The sequence below is a fragment of the Massilia sp. CF038 genome (assembly GCF_900129765.1).
Taxonomy (GTDB): domain Bacteria; phylum Pseudomonadota; class Gammaproteobacteria; order Burkholderiales; family Burkholderiaceae_D; genus Telluria_A.
The window spans coordinates 140,376-158,470 of sequence record NZ_FQWU01000005.1 but is presented as its reverse complement, the minus strand read 5'-3'; the positions used below and the strand labels follow the sequence as shown (position 1 = coordinate 158,470).

The following is an 18,095-nucleotide window of genomic DNA, read 5'->3' as shown; positions in this document are numbered from 1 at the left end:
TTAGCATTGCATTTCAATATTATCAATATTGCATAATCAGCCTTTCTGGTGCACGCTGACAGCGCCACGTCCCACCTGTCCCATCAAGGTGGCCCCAATACCGGCCCGCCCAAAGCTGCGCACAGGGCGACATAGTTGAGCCAGATGCGCTGCCGCGCTTCAATTAATGCCACAGCTGCAAGACGTTGATTCGCGGTCGCGGTGCGCAGCGCCTGTTTGCGCTCCATGCCCAGTTCGTAGCGCCCGCGTATCACATCAGCGTAGCTGTTCGCCTCATCCAGCAAGGCCTGCTGCGCAGCGACCACGCTGTCGATCTCATCGCGGTCGATAAACAATTGCTCAACTTGTTTAAGCGAGCCGTACAGCACGTCACGATACGCCACCACCGCATCGTCGACGCGGATCTGGGCCAATGACCGTTCTGCCCTCACGCGCGAAGGGTGAAGAAACGGCAAATCCAGGCCAAGTGCAATGCTCGCCAAGGGATCGGTCAATATCTTCCTGATCGCGTCACCAGAGCTGAGCACGCCTGATAAGCTCAGCGCTGGATACGCTTGAGACTTCACCAGCACCTGCTGTTGCAGCGCGCTTTCCAGCGCAAGCCGGGCGGCCCGCACATCCGGTCGGCGGTCGAGCAAGGCCGCTGGGACCCCGGCTGCGAAGTCGGGCGCGGGCGCAGTCGGCAAGACCGCGTGCGCAACCGAAAAGCCTTGCGGCACCGCATCGAGCAAGATGGCCAGACTCAGCTGCGTACCGCGCCGCTGCGCATCTGCGCCTGCCAGCGCCGCGCGCGTCAGTGCCAGGTCCGTCTTGCGCTGGTTGAGCTCGGCCACCCGCGCCACACCGGTATCGAAGCGCGCCTGCGCGGCATCCAGTGCCGCACTGGCGTCATCGGCATTGGCCTGCAGCAGCGGTGTCTTTTTGTCGATCACTGCCAGCAGCCAGTACAGCTCGGCCACCCGCACCGTCAGCGTCCAGCGCGCCGCTTCGGTCTCCTCCATGCGCATGCCCAGCGTCAAGCGGTCAATCGCGATGATGACATCTTGTCGCCCCCACACATCCAGAGCGTAGCTGCCGGACAGCGACGCGCCTTTGACCACCCGCGCGGCGGGTGCAATCGATTTGGAGGCAGAAAGGCCTCCTTGCAACTGTAGTCCAAAGCCAGCCTGGTCCAGCGCGGTATTGACCTGGGCCACCCGCTCCGCCAGCCGTGCGCGGCTCAGATCGCGGTTGCGCGCCAGTGCGGTTTCGATCAGATCGTTCAGTTGCTGATCGCCCAGCGCGACCCACCACCTTGCAGGCGGGCCGGCTTGCTCGCCCGCGCGGATACTGTCCCACTGGACCGGTAACGGCGGCAGCGTCTTGGCGTGGTCCGGTAGCGTGGCGCATCCCGGCAAGAACGCCCACGCCAGCAGCAGGGAACACAGCAGCGCGCAGCGGCGGTAGCGGGGGAAAAAGGGCAGCATGGTCATTCGCGCGAGAGTGCCAAAATGGGATCGAGACGGGCGGCGTGGCGGGCCGGGAACCAGCCAAACAACATGCCGATCACGGTGCAGGTAAAAAATGCAACCAGGCCCGATGTGAGCGTGATAGCCGGGTGCAGTTTGTCAGTTGCCATTCCGATGACGGCGCAAAACACGGCCGCCAGAACCAGCCCGGCGGCGCCGCCCATCACGCATAACAGCACCGACTCAGTCAGAAACTGGCGCCCGATGTCGCTCTGGCGCGCGCCGATCGCCATGCGCACGCCAATTTCCTGCGTGCGCTCCACAACCGCAACCAGCATGATGTTCATGACGCCAATGCCGCCGACCAGCAGCGAGATCGCCGCCAGCAGACCGAACGCCAGCGCCGCAATCATGGTCACTTGCTCCATCTCTTGCCAGAAGGCAGCGGTATTGGTGACGTGAAAATCCTTGCGTCCGTGCAGGCCGGTCATGACTGCTGTCACCTGTTGTTCAACTTGCTCGGGCGTGCTTCCGTCACGGAAATACACCCGGATGCCATCGTAGAAATTGCGGCCAAGAATACGTTGCAGCAAGCTCGAATGGGGCACCCAGACCACCGGTTTGCCATCGTCGTACAGGCCTTTCTTGCCGACCCCGATCACCGTGAACGGCACTTCGCCAATCACCAGCTGCGCGCCCAATGGCTCGTCGTGGCCGAACAATTCATGTTTAGCATTGGCATCGATGAAAACCACATTGCGCGCCTGCGCAATATCGGATTCAGACAGATCGCGCCCATCGGCGGTATTCATTCCCGCCGCGGCAACGCCGCCACTGCCGGTGCCCATCACAAATCCGTCCGTATCTTTGTGCCGATAGCGCATTCTGGCAGTGGTCTCCACCATGGGCACGGCGCTGGCAATGACCGGCAGCCGGCTCAATGCCGGCAAGTCGCTGGCAGTCAAACTGACAATGGACGCAGCGGCCGGATCGTTCCAGGTCAGACCACGTTTGATTTCCAGCGCGCTGCGGGACAACTTGTTCAAGTTCTTGGTGATTTCAGTTTTGGCACTCTGGCTGACCGCCACGCTGGTCACCACAGCGGCAGTGCCGATGAACACGCCCAACATCGTCAGCGCGCTGCGCAAGCGCTTGCCGACCATGGAACGCAGCGCCACCGTCAGCGCGGCCAGCCCCTGTCCGACCAGCGCATACGAGCGCGGCAGGCGTGCACCAGCGTGTGGGCCGGCCGGCATTGTATCGCCAGCAAGGTAGCGCGCCGGCGTGCCCGAATCATGCACGATGATTCCATCTTTCATTTGGATAGTACGCTCAGCCACTGCGGCCACATCCAGATCATGGGTCACCAACACGATCGTCCGGCCAGCCTCATGCAGCCGGCGCAGTAAATCGAGCAGCGCTTGTCCATTTTCGCTGTCGAGGGCCCCGGTGGGTTCGTCGGCCAGGATCACTTCAGCGTCGTTGATCAGCGCACGCGCCACGCACACGCGTTGTTGCTGCCCGCCCGACAACTGGGCAGGACGGTGGTCGAGGCGTTGATCAAGTCCGAACTGGGTCAACAAAGTCTGCGCACGAGCGTTGCGATCGGCCTTTGGTGCGCCGGCATACAAGGCGGGCAAGGCCACGTTCTCCAGCGCGGACAGCTGCGGCAGCAGGTTGTAGCGCTGGAATACAAAACCGATGTGCGTGCTGCGAATGCGTGCCAGGGCGTCGGCGCCCATGCTGGACGTTTCTTCGCCTGCGATGCGGTAGGTCCCTGCGCTGGGCCGCGCCAGACATCCCAGCACATTGAGCAAGGTGGACTTGCCGCTGCCGGATGGACCTACGATGGCAACGAATTCCCCACGGTGAATCGACAGTGTCACATCGTTGAGGACCACGATGGGGTCCTGGCCGACCTTGAACCGTTGAACCACATGATGTAGCGATAACAAGGGCATGCATCAGCCTCCGGACAAGGCCGGTACCTCGAGCACGCGTTCGCCAACGCGCAGCCCGGCCGTGATTTCCGCGCGGCTGCCGTCGTCAATGCCCACCGTGACGGTGCGCGGCACGCTCTTGCCATCCTGACCGAGCACCCTGACCGTGGCTTTGCGGTCTTCACCGATGGGGCCCAGCAGCGCGCTCGGAATGGTTGCAACCTGCCTGCGCGCCTCGGTCACGAACACCACCTGCACGGTCATGTCGGGCCAGAGCACGGCGCCTGGATTAGGGACTTCGAACAACGCGTTGTAAAACAGCGCGGTATTGATTTTTTCAGGTGCCGGTTGTACGGCCCGCACCGTGCCGGTGTGACGCACTTTGTCATTGCCAAGCGTAGTGAAATACACAGGCTGGCCGCGCCGCACGCGCGTGATATCGGCCTCCGGCACGCGCGCACGCACGGTCATTTTTTCCATTTGCGCAATCGTCAGCAAGGTCGGCGCTTGTTGCACCGCATTGACGGTCTGCCCTTCCTGGACTGCAATGGCAATGACCTGGCCGGAGACCGGGGCCGTGATCCGGGTATAGGCAAGCTTGGCCTTGGCACTGTCGATCAGGATCCGGCTCTGCTGCAGCAAGGCCGAATTGCCACGAATTTCAGCCTTTAATTTTTGTACCGCATCCTGGGCTGCTTCGCGTTCGGCAAGCGAGGTCGCTTCGCCTGCAGTCAGCGCCATTTGGCGCGCCAGTTCCCGCTCTGCCGCTTTCAAGTCGATGGATTTGGCTGCCAGTTGCGCTGTCTGCTGCTCAAGCAAGGCTTCTTGTTGCCGCAAATCCTGGAGCGCCAGAGTAGGGTCGATCAGTGCCACCTGCTCACCTTTCTCGACCTGCTGTCCCAGCTCCACAAACAGTTTGCGCACTTGGCCGGTGACTTGAGCGCCCACGTCAACTTTCAGTACTGGGACCAGGGTACCGGTGGTGCGTACCTGGCGTTCGATATCACCAACAGTTACCACCACGGTCTTTTGCTCAGTTGGTTGCGCTGCCACCCCGCGCTGCCATATCCAAAGCGTCAGCACGACCAACGACGCGATCAGTACGCCCGCCAGCACCCGTCCGTTCCACTTTCCGCGATTAAAAAAAGCCATGTAGAAAACAACCCTATGCAGGAGCCCTAGCACTGCCCGTACACGCGTGGGGTCACGCTGTTGGGGGGGCCAGATCAGTCCCGCATTCTACGGTTTGCACAATCCTACGCAAAGTATTTTTTTAGTAAGTTTTTTTTAGCAAAAATGTCAATGCGTATGACATATTTTTGTGAATTTTTGTTTCTTGAAATCCCGATTAACTTCACATATCGTTACTCTGCCGTTAAACAACTAGCAACTTAAGTCGATACGTTTTTCAAGCGCTCGGCATCTTGGCCGTCACTCAAATCACAACAGGGGGTAGGGTGGAAGTATTAAACGAAATGCAAGTAAGTCCCGCGCAACAGGAGCAAACGAGCCTGCCAAACGGTTTTACCCGGCCTCAAATCGCCAACGCCATCACGTCCAAGGTGCAGGAGCTGATCCTTTTCCCCACCGAGAAATGCAATTTTCGTTGCACGTATTGCTACGAAGACTTCGAACTCGGCAAAATGTCCAAGGGCACGCAACGCGGGATCGAACGCTACCTGGACCATCGGGTCCCGCAATTAAAACAATTGACGCTCTCCTGGTTTGGCGGCGAACCATTGTTGGCGCGCGAAATTGTGTTGCGTCTCACACGCTATGCCTTTGACCTTTGCAAGAAACATGGCGTTGCCCTGAAGGGCAACATCACCACCAATGCCTACACACTCGACAGCGAACTGGCGTCGGAACTGATTGGTATGCATCTCGATTTTTATCAGATCACCGTTGATGGCTGGGAAGAAGGACACAACGTCTTGCGTCGCAGGGCGGACGGCAAAGGGACGTTCTCGACGATCTGGAACAACCTGATTGCGATGAAAGGACTCGATCAGCAATTTGAAGTGTTACTTCGGGTTCATGTTCGGCGCGATAACCACGAAAGTATTGTGACCCTGATGGAGCAGTTCGCTGCCGTGTTCCAGGGCGACACGCGTTTTCGTCTCGATTTCCAGCATTTGCGCGACCTTGGCGGCGCCGGCGGCGAGACAATTATCGATGGAATCAAACTCAGTGAATTGCCGGCGATTGAAGCGCGCATGCGCAAGGTGTATCACGACGCGCTGGTGCGCCTTGGACACGCCCAGGTTAGCGACTTCCCTGCGCAAGTGCAAACCGTTGAAACCCAGCGCATCAAAGGCGAATCGGCCAGCAGTCGGCGTGCCAGCGAACAAGCGGTTGACGAACCCTACATCTGTTATGCCAGCAAGCCTAACTCCTTGCTGATTCGTTCCAACGGCCGACTGGGCAAATGCACGGTCGCGCTGTCAGATGATCGCAACGACCTGGGCTATATCAAAGAGGACGGAAAAATCGAGCTGAACAACGCCAAGCTGCTTCCGTGGATCCGCGGCCTGGGCACCCTTTCCGAGCACGCTGCGGCTTGTCCATTGGACGGCATGGCACCGTCGGAACTCAAATCGCCCTATCCGTCGGGTGGCAAGGTAGTACCGATCGTGTCAATTCCGGCACGTTCTTAACCAGCAGGAGGCAATTCCAGTCATGGCAATTTTCGACGTAAGCAAAATCTCACTCGGTGCCGACGGCACCGTAGAACTCGGCGATGAGGACTTGATCACGCTCGAGGGCTCGGCCTCGACATTGATCGCCGGGGGGGGAAACAACATCTATTGCGGCGGGGTGAATTCGACCTGCTCCAACACTTTCTGCGGCGGCAGCACAAATAGTAGCAGCTGCTCTAACAACTGGAGCTGCGGCGGAACGAGCAACAACCGCTGCCGCGTGCAGGAGCAGTAACGGTTGTAGAAAACTGCCTTGGCTCATTCTGCGGTCGGGCCAGGCAGTTTTCGCCTCTGTCGCAACGCGCCCCGATCAATCTGGTATAACCGTCGAACGCCCATGGCATTGAACATCGCTGCAAGAATGTCAGCCTTCGTTGCTGAGATCACGCTCACCTTGCGACGCGCGGTACTGCGCCGCCGCCGGCCCAATGTGGCATTACAACAGGGAATCACGGACTGCGGCTATGTGTGCATGTCCGCACTGTATGCCGCGGCTGGGCACCGCTTTTCCACCGCAAACATCAAGGCCCGCGTGGGCACGACGAGCCGTGGCCTCACGGTTCGCCAACTGCGCGACGCGTTGCGCGCCTGCGGTGCCTCGGCCACCGCCGTGATGTTCGACCCGAAACGAGCGATGTCATTCCCCTGTCCCGGCATTATCCTGCTCAAGGGCGGCCATTACATTGCCGTTGTCAGCAAGTCCGAAAAGACGATGGAGGTGTTTTACCCGGAGCGCGGCTGGAGCTTCGTCGAGAGCCGACGTCTTGCCTCGCAAGCAACGGGCCTGGCCATTGCCGTCAGCGCCCTTGCGCCTCCAGAGGCCAGCGCGCAGCCTGCCATCAAATGGTCTCGCCGCTTGAATTCCCTCGAATTAGCCGCTCTCAAGGCGATGACCAGCCGCAAGGGCGTCCTTGTTCTGCTGGTCGCGCTGTTGGCGCAGGCGTTGATGCTGGGCCTGCCGTTGCTGAGCTCCAAATCCATCGATGCGGTCGGACTGGGAAAAGGATTGGGGCTCGCTGCCAGTGCTGGCTTAGCCTATCTGTTGATTTCGCTGATTGGCAGCCTGTCCACGATTTTCGGTCAGTTTCAGAACAGCCTGCTTGAAAAACGCATCAATATTGCTGTCGCGGGCGACCTGTTCGACCGCCTCGCTGCCAAGGGCAGCGCCTGGTTTGAGTCCAAACCGATATCGCATCCCTACGAGCAGATTATGCTCTGCAGTAGTCAGCTGGGATTTTTCTGCCGCCTCAATCTTGCACTCATTCGCGTGGCGCTCGGTCTTGCCGCCGGTGTTATCGCCCTATTTTTCGTCTCCCCTTGGCTCGCCTTGCCAGGCCTGATCTCGATGATGCTCGCAGTTGGCATTGACCTCGCTTACAGCCGCGCGCTGAGCAAGTCGACCACGCGCCAGCTGTTGGCCCATCAACGCCACCGGTCCTTCGTTCTGGACGTCGTGTCGCAAATCCCGCTGCTGCACCGCTTCGGCAGCTTATGGTCCGTGCGTGCGGTGTTTCGCCGCCGTACACGCGATATCGCTGATGCCGATCTGAATAACGCTGCGATCAATAGCAGCCGCGAATCCATCGTCACAAGCATGCGCTCGGTCGAACAACTTACCTTTGTCTGCATGACGGCTTATTTCATGCAGACAGACGCCTTCAGTCTGGGGGCATTCGTTGCCGTCGGTGCCTACAAGGATCATCTCGCAAGCGCACTGAAATCACTATTTGACCAGTTCCAGCAATATAAATTACTTGAACCACATCGCCTGGAAGTACAAGAGTTGCTGGAGCAACCGCCCGCAGCCTACAGCAAAGCGCAGCCAATAACGCAGGGCGGGACCGTGATATCGAACGTCGCCTTCAGCTACGGCGAACACGATCCCATCATCTTGCAGGGCGCGTCATTCAAGATCCAGCCAGGTCAATGCGTGGTGTTGACCGGTCCCTCAGGCGCCGGCAAAACGACGTTGGCAAAAATGATCGGTGGTCTGATCAGCCCGACTGCGGGTAGCGTCCTGATCGACGGCGTACCGGCAGCGATGTGCTGCGAATCAATCGGTGCAGTCATGCAAAGTGACCGCCTGATTCTCAATTCGATTCGTGAAAATGTACGGCTCTATCGCAAAGGCATTTCAGATGAGCAGATCTTTGAAGCACTCACGCTTGCTGATCTCGATACCTTTGTGCGTTCACTTCCCATGCGTCTTGATACCGTGGTGGGCGAGGGCCAAGCCGGCCTCTCCGGCGGACAGCGCCAGCGCATCCTGCTGGCACGCGCACTCGCCGGCGCGCCGAACCTGCTCGTGCTCGATGAGGCCACTTCAGGCCTGGAAGTCGAGGGCGAAGCGCGCATCCTGCGCAAATTGAAGGCAACCGGAAAAACCATCGTCATGTGCGCCCACCGTCCGGAAGTATGGCAATGGGCCGATGCCGTCTACCGCGTGGACAATCAGCGTGTGGAGACGGTCGCGACGGCTATGGAAGCCAACCACGGGTAGGGGGCGACGCTATAGCGCGCACAACAAGAGCAGGACAAATACGGGAGCAATGGCATGTCTGGATTCGATATCACCACCGTCACTTTGGATGAGCATGGATGCGTTGCACTGGGAGACTCAGATTTGATCACGCTCGAAAGCGAAGCATGCGTCACGCTAGCAGGCGGCATGATGAATTCGATATGCACTGGATCAAACGGCGTATGCACGAACAGCATTTGCGGCGGTAACGGGAATACAGGTGGAAATGTGCACTGCAGCAACCGCTCATGCTCAGGCGCGCGCAACACCAGATGCAGCCAAATCGAGCAATAAGGAAAACTTGCGCGTCCCTGTGCAGGTCACCGCTTTTTGTCTATTGCTTGAGACGCGCTTCACCCGCGCAAACGAGCAAACGGAGGCAGCACCGATACCTGCTGTCGCACATGAATTTCCATAAAAAAGGAATGAAAATGAAGAATTTCGACATGACGAGCGTTTCCATTGACGAACACGGCTGCGTCGCTTTGAGCGACTCAGACTTGCTCGCACTTGAAAAAGAAGCCGTCAATGTGCTCGCTGGCGCCGCGTATGCCGATCTAATCCGCAACTCATCGTGCACCAACGGCTCCTGCGCTGGCACGTTAAACACCACCTGCACCAACAGATGGTGCGGCGGTGCGAGTAATGGGCGGTGCAGCATGCAGGAACCGTAAGCGGGTAGCCGATCCACGGTTGCCGCTTTCTATCAATTTACACTTTTAACATAAGGCACATTGATGACAAGGCTCGACTTAACCGGCATCTTAATCGATGCCCAAGGCGCAATTGCCTTGAACGACGAAGAATTAATCTCCATCGAAAAAGACACCACATTCAGCAGCGCGGGCGCGGGAGGTAGCTGGGTTAGCAACACCAGATGCACCAACAGCACGACTTGTAGCGAAACGATGAATGGAACTTGTTCGAATGCCAAGTGTACTGGGGCTGTAAATGGTCGTTGTTATCAACAGGAAAATTAATCATGACAACTTTTGACGTAAGCAAAATTTCCATCCGTGCCGACGGCACCGTAGAGCTCGACAATGACGATCTGATCACCCTTGAGAATTCCGACTATGCGCAGATCGCGGGCGCCATCGGTTCCTCAAACGCGCTGACTAACTCGTATTGCTCCAACACGCGTTGTGATGGAACGACGAACCTGATTTCATGCCGCAACACCAGGTCCTGCGTGGGTTCGGCGAACACTCGATGTAGCATGCAGGAGCAGTAAAGCGACGTGCGTTGCCCGGTCGACCGGCAACGCACGTCGCCTCGTTACGCCTCAAGAAAACCGCGAAAAGTCCGGTTTGCGCTTTTCAAAGAAAGCGGTGAACGCTTCCTTCGCTTCCGGCGCCAGCAGCATGGCGCCGAACTGCGCGTTCTCTGCAGCCATGGTGTCGTTGATTGGGCCGGTGCGGGCACGCTTCATCAGCGCCTTGGTGGTGCGGATCGACGCAGCTGGCAGTGCTACCAGTTTGGCCGCCTGTTTTTCGGCGAAGGCGCGCAGTTCAGCCGCTGGCACAACTTTCGATACCAGCCCCATTTCCAGCGCTTCCTGCGCCAGGAAGGCTTCGCCCAGCAGCAGCTTTTCAGCAGCGCGCGGATAGCCTGCCAACTGCGGCAGCAGCAGCGACGACGCAAATTCAGGGCACAGGCCAAGCTGCGCAAACGGCATCGAGAATTTGGCATTGTCGGCCGCGTAGACCAGGTCGCAATGCATCAGCAGCGTGGTGCCAATGCCAACTGCCGCGCCCGCGACAGCGGCCACAACCGGCTTGGTGCTGCCCGAGAGCGCGCGCATGAATTGGAATACGGGACGCGCTTCGGCCGGCACGCCAGGTACCGGCGCGGAGTTCTTCATGAAGTCATCGAGGTCGTTACCAGCAGTGAAAATCTCCGGCTTGCCGGTGATGAGAATGGCGCGTACTTCCGCATCGGCTTCGGCCGCGTTCAGGGCGTCGGCCATGGCCTGGTACATCACGGCGGTGATCGCGTTCTTGCGTTCAGGGCGATTGAATTCGAGGGTCAGGATGCCGTCGGCTTTGGTGATGAGAATGTCCATAGTGCTCCGTTATATGCTTGCCGTCACCCTCGCGAAGGCGGGGGTCCATGGCATCGCCGCGCAACATGGGTCCCGCCTTCGCGCGGACGATGTTGTGCGGCCTTTAAAGTGAAAAGGGCGCCGAGGTAATCCACGACGCCCTTGATGGCATTATTTTAACCGAAGGCTTACACGCGTTCGAAGATACCTGCCGCGCCCATGCCGGTACCGACGCACATGGTGACCATGCCGTACTTCAGGTTATTGCGGCGCAGTGCGTGGATCACGGTGGCGGCGCGGATGGCACCGGTCGCGCCCAGCGGGTGGCCCAGGGCGATCGCGCCGCCCATCGGGTTGACCTTGGCCGGATCCAGATTCAGGTCGCCCATCACAGCCAGTGCCTGCGCTGCAAACGCTTCGTTCAGTTCGATCCAGTCCAGCTGGTCCTGGGTGATGCCAGCGGCCGCGCAGGCTGCAGGAATCGCCACTTTTGGACCGATGCCCATGATTTCAGGTGGCACGCCCTTGACGGCGAACGAGGAGAACTTGGCCAGTGGGGTCAGGTTGTGCTCGCGCAGGATTTTTTCGCTGACGATCAGCAGCGCACCAGCGCCATCGGACATCTGCGAGCTATTCGCCGCGGTGACCGAACCTTTGGCGGCGAACACTGGCTTCAGTTTGCCCAGCGACTCCAGAGTCGAATCAGCGCGTGCGCCTTCGTCGGTGTCGACGGTGCGGGTCTTGATGTCGATTTCGCCGGTGGCCAGGTTTGGCGTACGGGTGATGATTTCAACCGGGGTGGTCTCGTCCTTGAAGAAACCGGCCTGCTGCGCGGCGATGGCGCGGCGGTGCGATTCGACCGAGAACGCGTCCTGCTGCTCGCGCGTTACTTTCCACTGCTTGGCCACGTTTTCCGCGGTCAGGCCCATGCCGTATGCCATGCCGACGTTTTCGTCGGTGAACATGTTCAGGTTCATCGATGGGTGGTGGCCCATCATTGGCACCATCGACATCGATTCCACGCCGCCGGCGATCATCACGTCGGCTTCGCCCACGCGGATGCGGTCAGCAGCCATGGCGATGGCGGTAATGCCGGAAGCGCAGTAACGGTTCACGGTCACGCCACCAACGGTTTTTGGCAGGCCGGCCAGCAGCACCGACATACGGGCGATGTTGAAACCTTGTTCGGCCTCAGGGAACGAGCAGCCGATGATGGCGTCGTTGATCAGCGCCGGGTCCAGGCCAGGCGCTTGCGCCATTGCCGACTGCAGCACGCGTACCAGCAGGTCGTCCGGGCGCGTCGTTTTGAACATGCCGCGCGGCGCCTTGCCGATCGGGGTGCGGGTTGCGGAGACGATGTATGCGTCTTGAAGTTGTTTGCTCATGGTTGTTCTCTCAAAAATTCTGTGGTTCGAAAGGGACTTCGTGATTACCGTTTTTCGGACAAATACCAGTCGACCTGCACCTGTGCCGCCAGGGTCCCGTGCTCGTCGAAGATGTCAACTTCAACCGGGAATGCCACTTTGCCCTCGGCCTTGAGCTGCGCCTTGAGGGCCGCCATATCGCCCGGAACGCGGCCGCTGGCGCGCGTCGCGCCCTTGGCCACTTTCTGGTACTGGATACGCGACTCCTTGGCGACCGGACGCAGACCCAAAATCAGGTCGGCAAAGCCGCCTGCCATGGCTGCGCCGGAGGCCGTCTCGGCCAGCGTGAACAGCGCGCCGGCGTGGGGCGTGCCCAGGTGGTTGTTCAGTTTCGGGTCGGCTGGCATCGACACCTCGGAGGTGCCGTTGCCAATCGCGTCGATCTGGATCCCCAGCAGCTGCACAAACGGCAGCGTGTCCATCATTTGCTGCTTGATACGGTCATACACCATCGAAGGCCTCACTCGCAGTAAAAGTTTGAACGCTAAGGTCGCGATCGACATGTCGGTCGATCAGTTGCGAACCGGTTTACCGGTTTGCATCATGCCCATGATCCGTTCCTGCGACTTCGGATGGTTCAGCAATTCCAGGAAGGCCTTGCGTTCCATGTCCAGGAACCACTGCTCGGACACCACGGAGCCCTGATCCACGTTACCGCCCGATACGATCTCGGCGATCATCTCGCCCAGCTTGAAGTCGTGCGCCGAAATAAAGCCGCCATCGCGCATGTTGACCAGCTGCGCCTTGATGGTGCCGTAGCCGTAACGGCCAACAACGGTCACAGGACGGCGCAGCGGCGGACGGTAGCCGGCGTCGAACATGGCGCGCGCTTCGACTTTTGCCACGTGCAGCAGTTCGTACGGGTTGAAGACAATCACGTCGTCTTCTTTCAGGTAGCCCATCGCTTTCGCTTCCAGTGCCGACTTCGACACGTTGGCGGTGGCCGCGTTGGTGAAACCAGTTTTCAGGAATTGCAGAATGTCGGTGCCCTTGGCTTCGTTCGAAGCGCGTACAGCCGCTTCTTTCAGACCGCCGCCGGCAGGAATCAGGCCCACGCCCACTTCCACCAGACCAATGTAGGACTCGATCGAGGCCACGCGCTTGGACGCGTGCAGCGCCATTTCGCAGCCGCCGCCCAGGGCCAGGCCAGCAACTGCGGCCACCACTGGTACGTTCGAGTATTTCATCGCCATGAAGGTGTCCTGCAGCAGAGCGATGCCTGGCTCCATGGCCTTGGCGCCGCCTTGCATGAACAGTGGCAGTGCCGACTGCAGATCGGCGCCAGCCGAGAACGCGCCGCCGTCAGCTGCGTCGCTGTTCCAGATGACCAGACCCTTGAAGTTCTTGGCTGCTTCTTCCTGCGCCATTTTCAGGCCGTTGATCACACCTTCGCCGATGACGTGCATCTTGGTCTTGAGCGAGATGATCAGCACGTCGTCGTTCTGGTGCCAGATGCGCACGGAGTCGTCTTCGTGGAAGGTCACGCCGGCGGTCTTGCCGTCGACAGCGCCCGAGCCGAGGACCGGAGCGCGGAAGGCCTGGCGGTCATACACGGCCAGAGTCGAACGTGGCACATAGCTGTTGCTAATCGCCGAGTACGAACCTTCTGGGGTATGCACGCCTTTTTCAGCGACCTGGCCTTCGAATACCCAGGCTGGCAGCGGTGCATTGCACAGTGCATTGCCAGCATCGATGTCTTCCTTGACCCAGGTGGCGATCTGCGACCAGCCTGCCGCTTGCCACGTTTCGAACGGGCCGACGGCCCAGCCGAAGCCCCAGCGCATGGCGAAGTCGACGTCGCGCGCGTTGTCGGCGATCGAACCCAGATGCACGGCGATGTAGTGGAAGGCGTCGCGGAAGATCGCCCACAGGAACTGCGCCTGTGGATTGGTCGATTCGCGCAGGGCCTTGAACTTCTTGACCGGATCCTTTTCTTTCAGGATGCGCGCCACGATGTCGGCAGCCTTGCCGCCACCGGCCACGTATTCACCCGAAGCGAAGTCGATGCGCTGGATGTCCTTGCCCACTTTTTTGTAAAAACCCGCGCCAGCTTTTTGACCCAGCGCGCCTGCAGCGATCAGCTTGGCCAGTGCGTCCGGCGTCTTGTAGACGGAGAAGAACGGATCGTCAGCCAGGTTGTCCTGCATGGTCTTGATCACGTGGCCCATCGTATCCAGACCGACCACGTCGGCGGTACGGAAGGTGCCCGACTTGGCGCGGCCCAGTTTGGCGCCGGTCAGGTCGTCGACCACGTCCACGGACAGGCCGAATTTTTCGGCTTCGTGGATGGTCGCCAGCATGCCGAAGATACCGACACGGTTGGCGATGAAGTTCGGGGTATCCTTGGCGCGCACAACGCCCTTGCCCAGGGTCGTGGTCAGGAAGCCTTCCAGCTGGTCGGCGATTTCCGGACGCGTCGCTGCGGTCGGGATGATCTCGACCAGGTGCATGTAGCGCGGAGGATTGAAGAAGTGCACGCCGCAGAAGCGTGCTTTCAGGTCAGCGTCGAAGCCTTCGGACAGCTTGGTGATCGACAGGCCCGAGGTGTTGGTGGCGAAGATCGCGTTTGGCGCGATGTGGGGAGCGACCTTCTTGTACAGGTCGTGCTTCCAGTCCATGCGCTCGGCGATGGCTTCGATAATCAGGTCGCAACCGGCCAGCGCGGCCAGGTTGTCTTCGTAGTTGGCCACTTCGATCAGGGCCGCGTCATCCTTGTTGCCCAGTGGTGCAGGCGAGAGCTTTTTCAGGTTCTCGATCGCGCGCAGCACGATGCCGTTCTTTGGACCTTCCTTGGCCGGCAGGTCGAACAGCACGACCGGTACCTTGGCGTTGACGCAATGCGCAGCAATCTGCGCACCCATCACGCCTGCGCCCAGAACGGCGACTTTTTTAACGATGAAATTGGTCATGGCTTTCCTTTAAAGTTACATCGTCCTCGCGAAGGCGGGGACCCATGGCACGGATGCTCAGCATGGGTCCCCGCCTCCGCGAGGACGATGTGATAGGTAATTAGAACAAGTCGGCGTCAAGCGCCAGCAGGTTGGCCGAACCGGAACGGGCCTGGCGAATCAGCATCGCGGTCTCTGGCTGCAGACGGGCGAAGTAGAAGCGTGCCGTTGCCAGCTTCGCTTTGTAGAAGTTGTCGCCAGAGTCTTCCTTGGCCAGCGCGATCTTCGCCATCTGTGCAAAGAAGTAGCTGTAGATCAGGTGACCGACCACGCGCAGGTAAGGTACCGCTGCCGCGCCCACTTCATCCGGATTCTGGAACGCCTTCATGCCGATTTCCATGGTCAGCTTGGTGACCTTGTCGCCCAGGTCGCCCAGCGGGGTGACGAATTCGGACATCGCTTCGTCGGTACCGTTTTCTTCCACAAACGCCTTGATCTTCTCGCCGAACTTGCGCAGCTTGGCGCCGTTGTCCATCAGGACTTTGCGGCCCAGCAGGTCGAGCGACTGGATGGTGTTGGTGCCTTCGTAGATCAGGTTGATACGCGCGTCGCGCACATACTGCTCCATGCCCCATTCCGAAATGTAGCCGTGGCCGCCGTACACCTGCATCGCTTCCGAAGTCGCCACCCAGGCGTTGTCGGTGATGAAGGCCTTGATGATCGGGGTCAGCAGCGCCACTTCGTCAGCGGCTTCCTTGCGTACGTCTTCGTCAGGGTGATTCAGTTCGCGGTCGATCTGCAGTGCCACATACGACGAGAACGCGCGTGCGCCTTCGGCGTAGGCTTTACCGGTCAACAGCATGCGGCGCACGTCGGCGTGCACGATGATCGGGTCGGCTTGTTTTTCAGGTGCTTTCACGCCCGACAGGCTGCGCATCTGAATGCGGTCCTTGGCGTAGACCAGCGCGTTCTGATACGCGACTTCGGTCAGGCCCAGCGACTGCATGCCCACGCCCAGGCGGGCTGCGTTCATGAACACGAACATGGCGTTCAAGCCCTTGTTCGGCTGGCCGATGATCCAGCCCTTGGCGCCGTCCAGATTCATCTGGCAGGTCGAGTTACCGTGGATGCCCATTTTTTCTTCGATGGCGCCGCAAGCGATGCCATTGCGCTCGCCGACCGAGCCGTCTGCGTTTGGCAGGAACTTCGGTACCAGGAACAGCGAAATGCCTTTCGAGCCTTCCGGTGCGTCCGGCACGCGGGCCAGCACCAGGTGGATGATGTTTTCGCTCATGTCATGCTCGCCGGCCGAGATGAAGATCTTCGAACCGGTGATCGACCACGAGCCATCTGCCTGCGGCAGCGCTTTCGAGCGCAGCATGCCAAGGTCGGTACCGCAGTGCGATTCGGTCAGGCACATGGTGCCGGTCCAGGCGCCGGAAACGAGCTTCGGCAGGTAGACTTTTTTCTGTTCGTCGGTGCCGTGCTCCAGCAGGCACTCGTAGGCGCCGTGCGACAGGCCAGGGTACATCGACCAGGCTTGGTTGGACGAGTTGAGCATCTCGTAGAACGAGTTGTTCACCACGATCGGCAAGCCCTGGCCGCCGTATTCAGGATCGCATGCCAGCGCAGCCCAGCCGCCTTCGACGTACTGCTTGTAGGCTTCCTTGAAGCCCTTCGGGGTCGTGACCGACTTGGTGGCGGCATCGAAATGGCAGCCTTCGCGGTCGCCGGAGTGGTTCAGCGGGAACAGCACGTTCTGCGTGAACTTGGCGCCTTCTTCCAGAACCTGGTTGATGATGTCGGTGTCAACATCTTCAAATTTCGGCATCTGCTTCAATTCGTCGGTGACGTTGAGGAATTCGTGCAACAAGAAGTGCATATCCCGAAGTGGCGCGACGTACTGACCCATGATTTTCTCCTGACGATACTATGATTGAACACCCTGCCGGACCATACCGGCGCGGGCAAAATTAGTCTTGCGATTGCTTTTTCGGATTCTGGTAATTCATGATGAGGCGCTCGAAGCCCACGCGTGCCCGATCAACGCTGCCCGGCATGCGCAGGAAGCGCGCATCGTGGTGCAGTGCCAGGATCAGGCCATACATTTCGTAGACCATCTGCTGGGCGTCGGTATCGGACTTGAGGTCGCCGATTTCGATCGATTGCTGCACACAGCGCAGCAGCGCGCCCTGCCAGGCACGCACCATCGAGACCAGCTCCTCGCGGATCGGTCCCGGACGGTCGTCGTATTCGACAGCGCCACTGATATAGATGCAGCCCGATGCGATCTCCACGCTGACGCGCTTGATCCAGCGTGCGTACATCGACATCAGACGGGCAATGCCGCGCACTTCTTTCATACTCGGGAAAAACACCTCTTGCTCGAAGCGGTGGTGGTACAGCTTGAGCACTTCCATTTGCAGGTCTTCACGCGAACCGAAGTGCGCGAATACACCGGACTTGCTCATGTTCATTTTGTCGGCAAGAAGGCCAATGGTCAGGCCTTCCAGACCGTCGCGGCTGGCGAGGTCGAGTGCGACATCGAGGATCGCGGCTCTGGTGAGCTCGCCCTTGCGCATGAATTTTGCTGAAGTGTTAATAACAGTACCCACAATGAGTTGGAATGAGCGCCCGCATGAATTGAAATCTGAACGCTCGTACTATTATCCACTACTGTAGAAATGTCAAACGGGAATCTAGAAGCGTTGTTCTATTGGTGCGGCGCACCAAAAACCCCCTGTTTTCACTCTAGCCGCGCGCTTTGCTGAGGGCCCGACGATCTTGTTTTGTGGGCCGTCCTTTGATGGTCGTGCCGGGCTCGCGGTAGAGCTTGCGCGCCTCTGCGTCATTTTCCCTTTTAGCAACACTGGTGGCGGTCTCTTCATAGAGGAGACGGGCCTCCGGCGCCGGTCCGCGATGGTCGGAAATGGCCAGTACCAGCACTTCCCAGATCTCGGCCCCATTGTCCACAAGCAATTTATCCCCGAGTTTGACCGCGCGCGCCGGCTTGATCCGCTCGCCGTCCAGCCGCACCCGGCCGTTGTCGACCGCATCGGTGGCCAGGGAACGGGTCTTGAAGAAGCGGGCTGCCCACAGCCATTTGTCGATACGTACGTTGTCCATGTGTT

At 59.4% G+C, this 18,095-nt stretch carries 15 protein-coding genes; 5 read left to right on the top strand and 10 right to left on the bottom strand.

Going from position 1 to position 18,095, the window contains the following annotated elements; translation table 11 throughout:
• Positions 1–83: 83 nt before the first annotated feature.
• The 3 genes from BUC24_RS23845 to BUC24_RS23835 are packed head-to-tail and all read right to left on the bottom strand — an operon-like array spanning position 84 to position 4,540.
• Positions 84–1,466 carry a TolC family protein gene (locus BUC24_RS23845; RefSeq protein WP_178372609.1) on the bottom strand — a complete coding sequence of 461 codons (1,383 nt, stop codon included), beginning with the start codon at positions 1,464–1,466 and terminating at the stop codon, positions 84–86.
• Between the two features lie 2 nt (positions 1,467–1,468).
• Complete coding sequence (locus tag BUC24_RS23840) at positions 1,469–3,409, bottom strand: ATP-binding cassette domain-containing protein (RefSeq protein ID WP_073222800.1); 1,941 nt, start codon at positions 3,407–3,409, stop codon at positions 1,469–1,471.
• A gap of 3 nt (positions 3,410–3,412) precedes the next feature.
• Positions 3,413–4,540, bottom strand: coding sequence for an efflux RND transporter periplasmic adaptor subunit (locus tag BUC24_RS23835; protein WP_073222798.1), 1,128 nt, complete (start codon positions 4,538–4,540; stop codon positions 3,413–3,415).
• A gap of 305 nt (positions 4,541–4,845) precedes the next feature.
• Here BUC24_RS23835 and BUC24_RS23830 point away from each other — a divergent pair, with 305 nt between their 5' ends.
• The 5 genes from BUC24_RS23830 to BUC24_RS23810 all read left to right on the top strand — a co-directional run bounded on the left by BUC24_RS23830 (position 4,846) and on the right by BUC24_RS23810 (position 9,842).
• Positions 4,846–6,045, top strand: coding sequence for a radical SAM protein (locus BUC24_RS23830; RefSeq protein WP_143167637.1), 1,200 nt, complete (start codon positions 4,846–4,848; stop codon positions 6,043–6,045).
• Between the two features lie 22 nt (positions 6,046–6,067).
• Positions 6,068–6,322 (top strand): hypothetical protein, encoded by a 255-nt coding sequence (locus tag BUC24_RS23825; protein WP_073222794.1) that lies wholly within the window; start codon positions 6,068–6,070, stop codon positions 6,320–6,322.
• Positions 6,323–6,424: 102 nt separating this feature from the next.
• Positions 6,425–8,587, top strand: a complete 2,163-nt coding sequence (locus BUC24_RS23820) for a peptidase domain-containing ABC transporter (RefSeq protein WP_083599122.1) — start codon at positions 6,425–6,427, stop codon at positions 8,585–8,587.
• 452 nt (positions 8,588–9,039) lie between these two features.
• Complete coding sequence (locus BUC24_RS23815) at positions 9,040–9,282, top strand: hypothetical protein (RefSeq protein ID WP_073222790.1); 243 nt, start codon at positions 9,040–9,042, stop codon at positions 9,280–9,282.
• Between the two features lie 308 nt (positions 9,283–9,590).
• Positions 9,591–9,842 (top strand): hypothetical protein, encoded by a 252-nt coding sequence (locus BUC24_RS23810; protein WP_073222788.1) that lies wholly within the window; start codon positions 9,591–9,593, stop codon positions 9,840–9,842.
• A gap of 51 nt (positions 9,843–9,893) precedes the next feature.
• Here BUC24_RS23810 and BUC24_RS23805 read toward each other — a convergent pair whose 3' ends face one another.
• From BUC24_RS23805 to BUC24_RS23775, 7 genes are all read right to left on the bottom strand, one after another.
• Positions 9,894–10,673, bottom strand: coding sequence for an enoyl-CoA hydratase (locus BUC24_RS23805; protein ID WP_073222787.1), 780 nt, complete (start codon positions 10,671–10,673; stop codon positions 9,894–9,896).
• Between the two features lie 167 nt (positions 10,674–10,840).
• Complete coding sequence (locus BUC24_RS23800; RefSeq protein ID WP_073222785.1) at positions 10,841–12,037, bottom strand: acetyl-CoA C-acyltransferase; 1,197 nt, start codon at positions 12,035–12,037, stop codon at positions 10,841–10,843.
• Between the two features lie 44 nt (positions 12,038–12,081).
• Entirely contained in the window at positions 12,082–12,528 is a 447-nt protein-coding gene (locus BUC24_RS23795) for a PaaI family thioesterase (RefSeq protein ID WP_073222783.1), read from the bottom strand.
• Positions 12,529–12,588: 60 nt separating this feature from the next.
• The gene (locus BUC24_RS23790; RefSeq protein WP_073222781.1) at positions 12,589–14,985 is read right to left on the bottom strand and encodes a 3-hydroxyacyl-CoA dehydrogenase/enoyl-CoA hydratase family protein; all 2,397 of its coding nucleotides are present in this window, start codon (positions 14,983–14,985) and stop codon (positions 12,589–12,591) included.
• A gap of 100 nt (positions 14,986–15,085) precedes the next feature.
• Positions 15,086–16,876, bottom strand: coding sequence for an acyl-CoA dehydrogenase C-terminal domain-containing protein (locus BUC24_RS23785; protein WP_073222779.1), 1,791 nt, complete (start codon positions 16,874–16,876; stop codon positions 15,086–15,088).
• Positions 16,877–16,937: 61 nt separating this feature from the next.
• Positions 16,938–17,546, bottom strand: a complete 609-nt coding sequence (locus BUC24_RS23780; protein ID WP_073222777.1) for a TetR/AcrR family transcriptional regulator — start codon at positions 17,544–17,546, stop codon at positions 16,938–16,940.
• 169 nt (positions 17,547–17,715) lie between these two features.
• Entirely contained in the window at positions 17,716–18,090 is a 375-nt protein-coding gene (locus tag BUC24_RS23775) for an RNA-binding S4 domain-containing protein (RefSeq protein WP_073222775.1), read from the bottom strand.
• Positions 18,091–18,095: the final 5 nt, after the last annotated feature.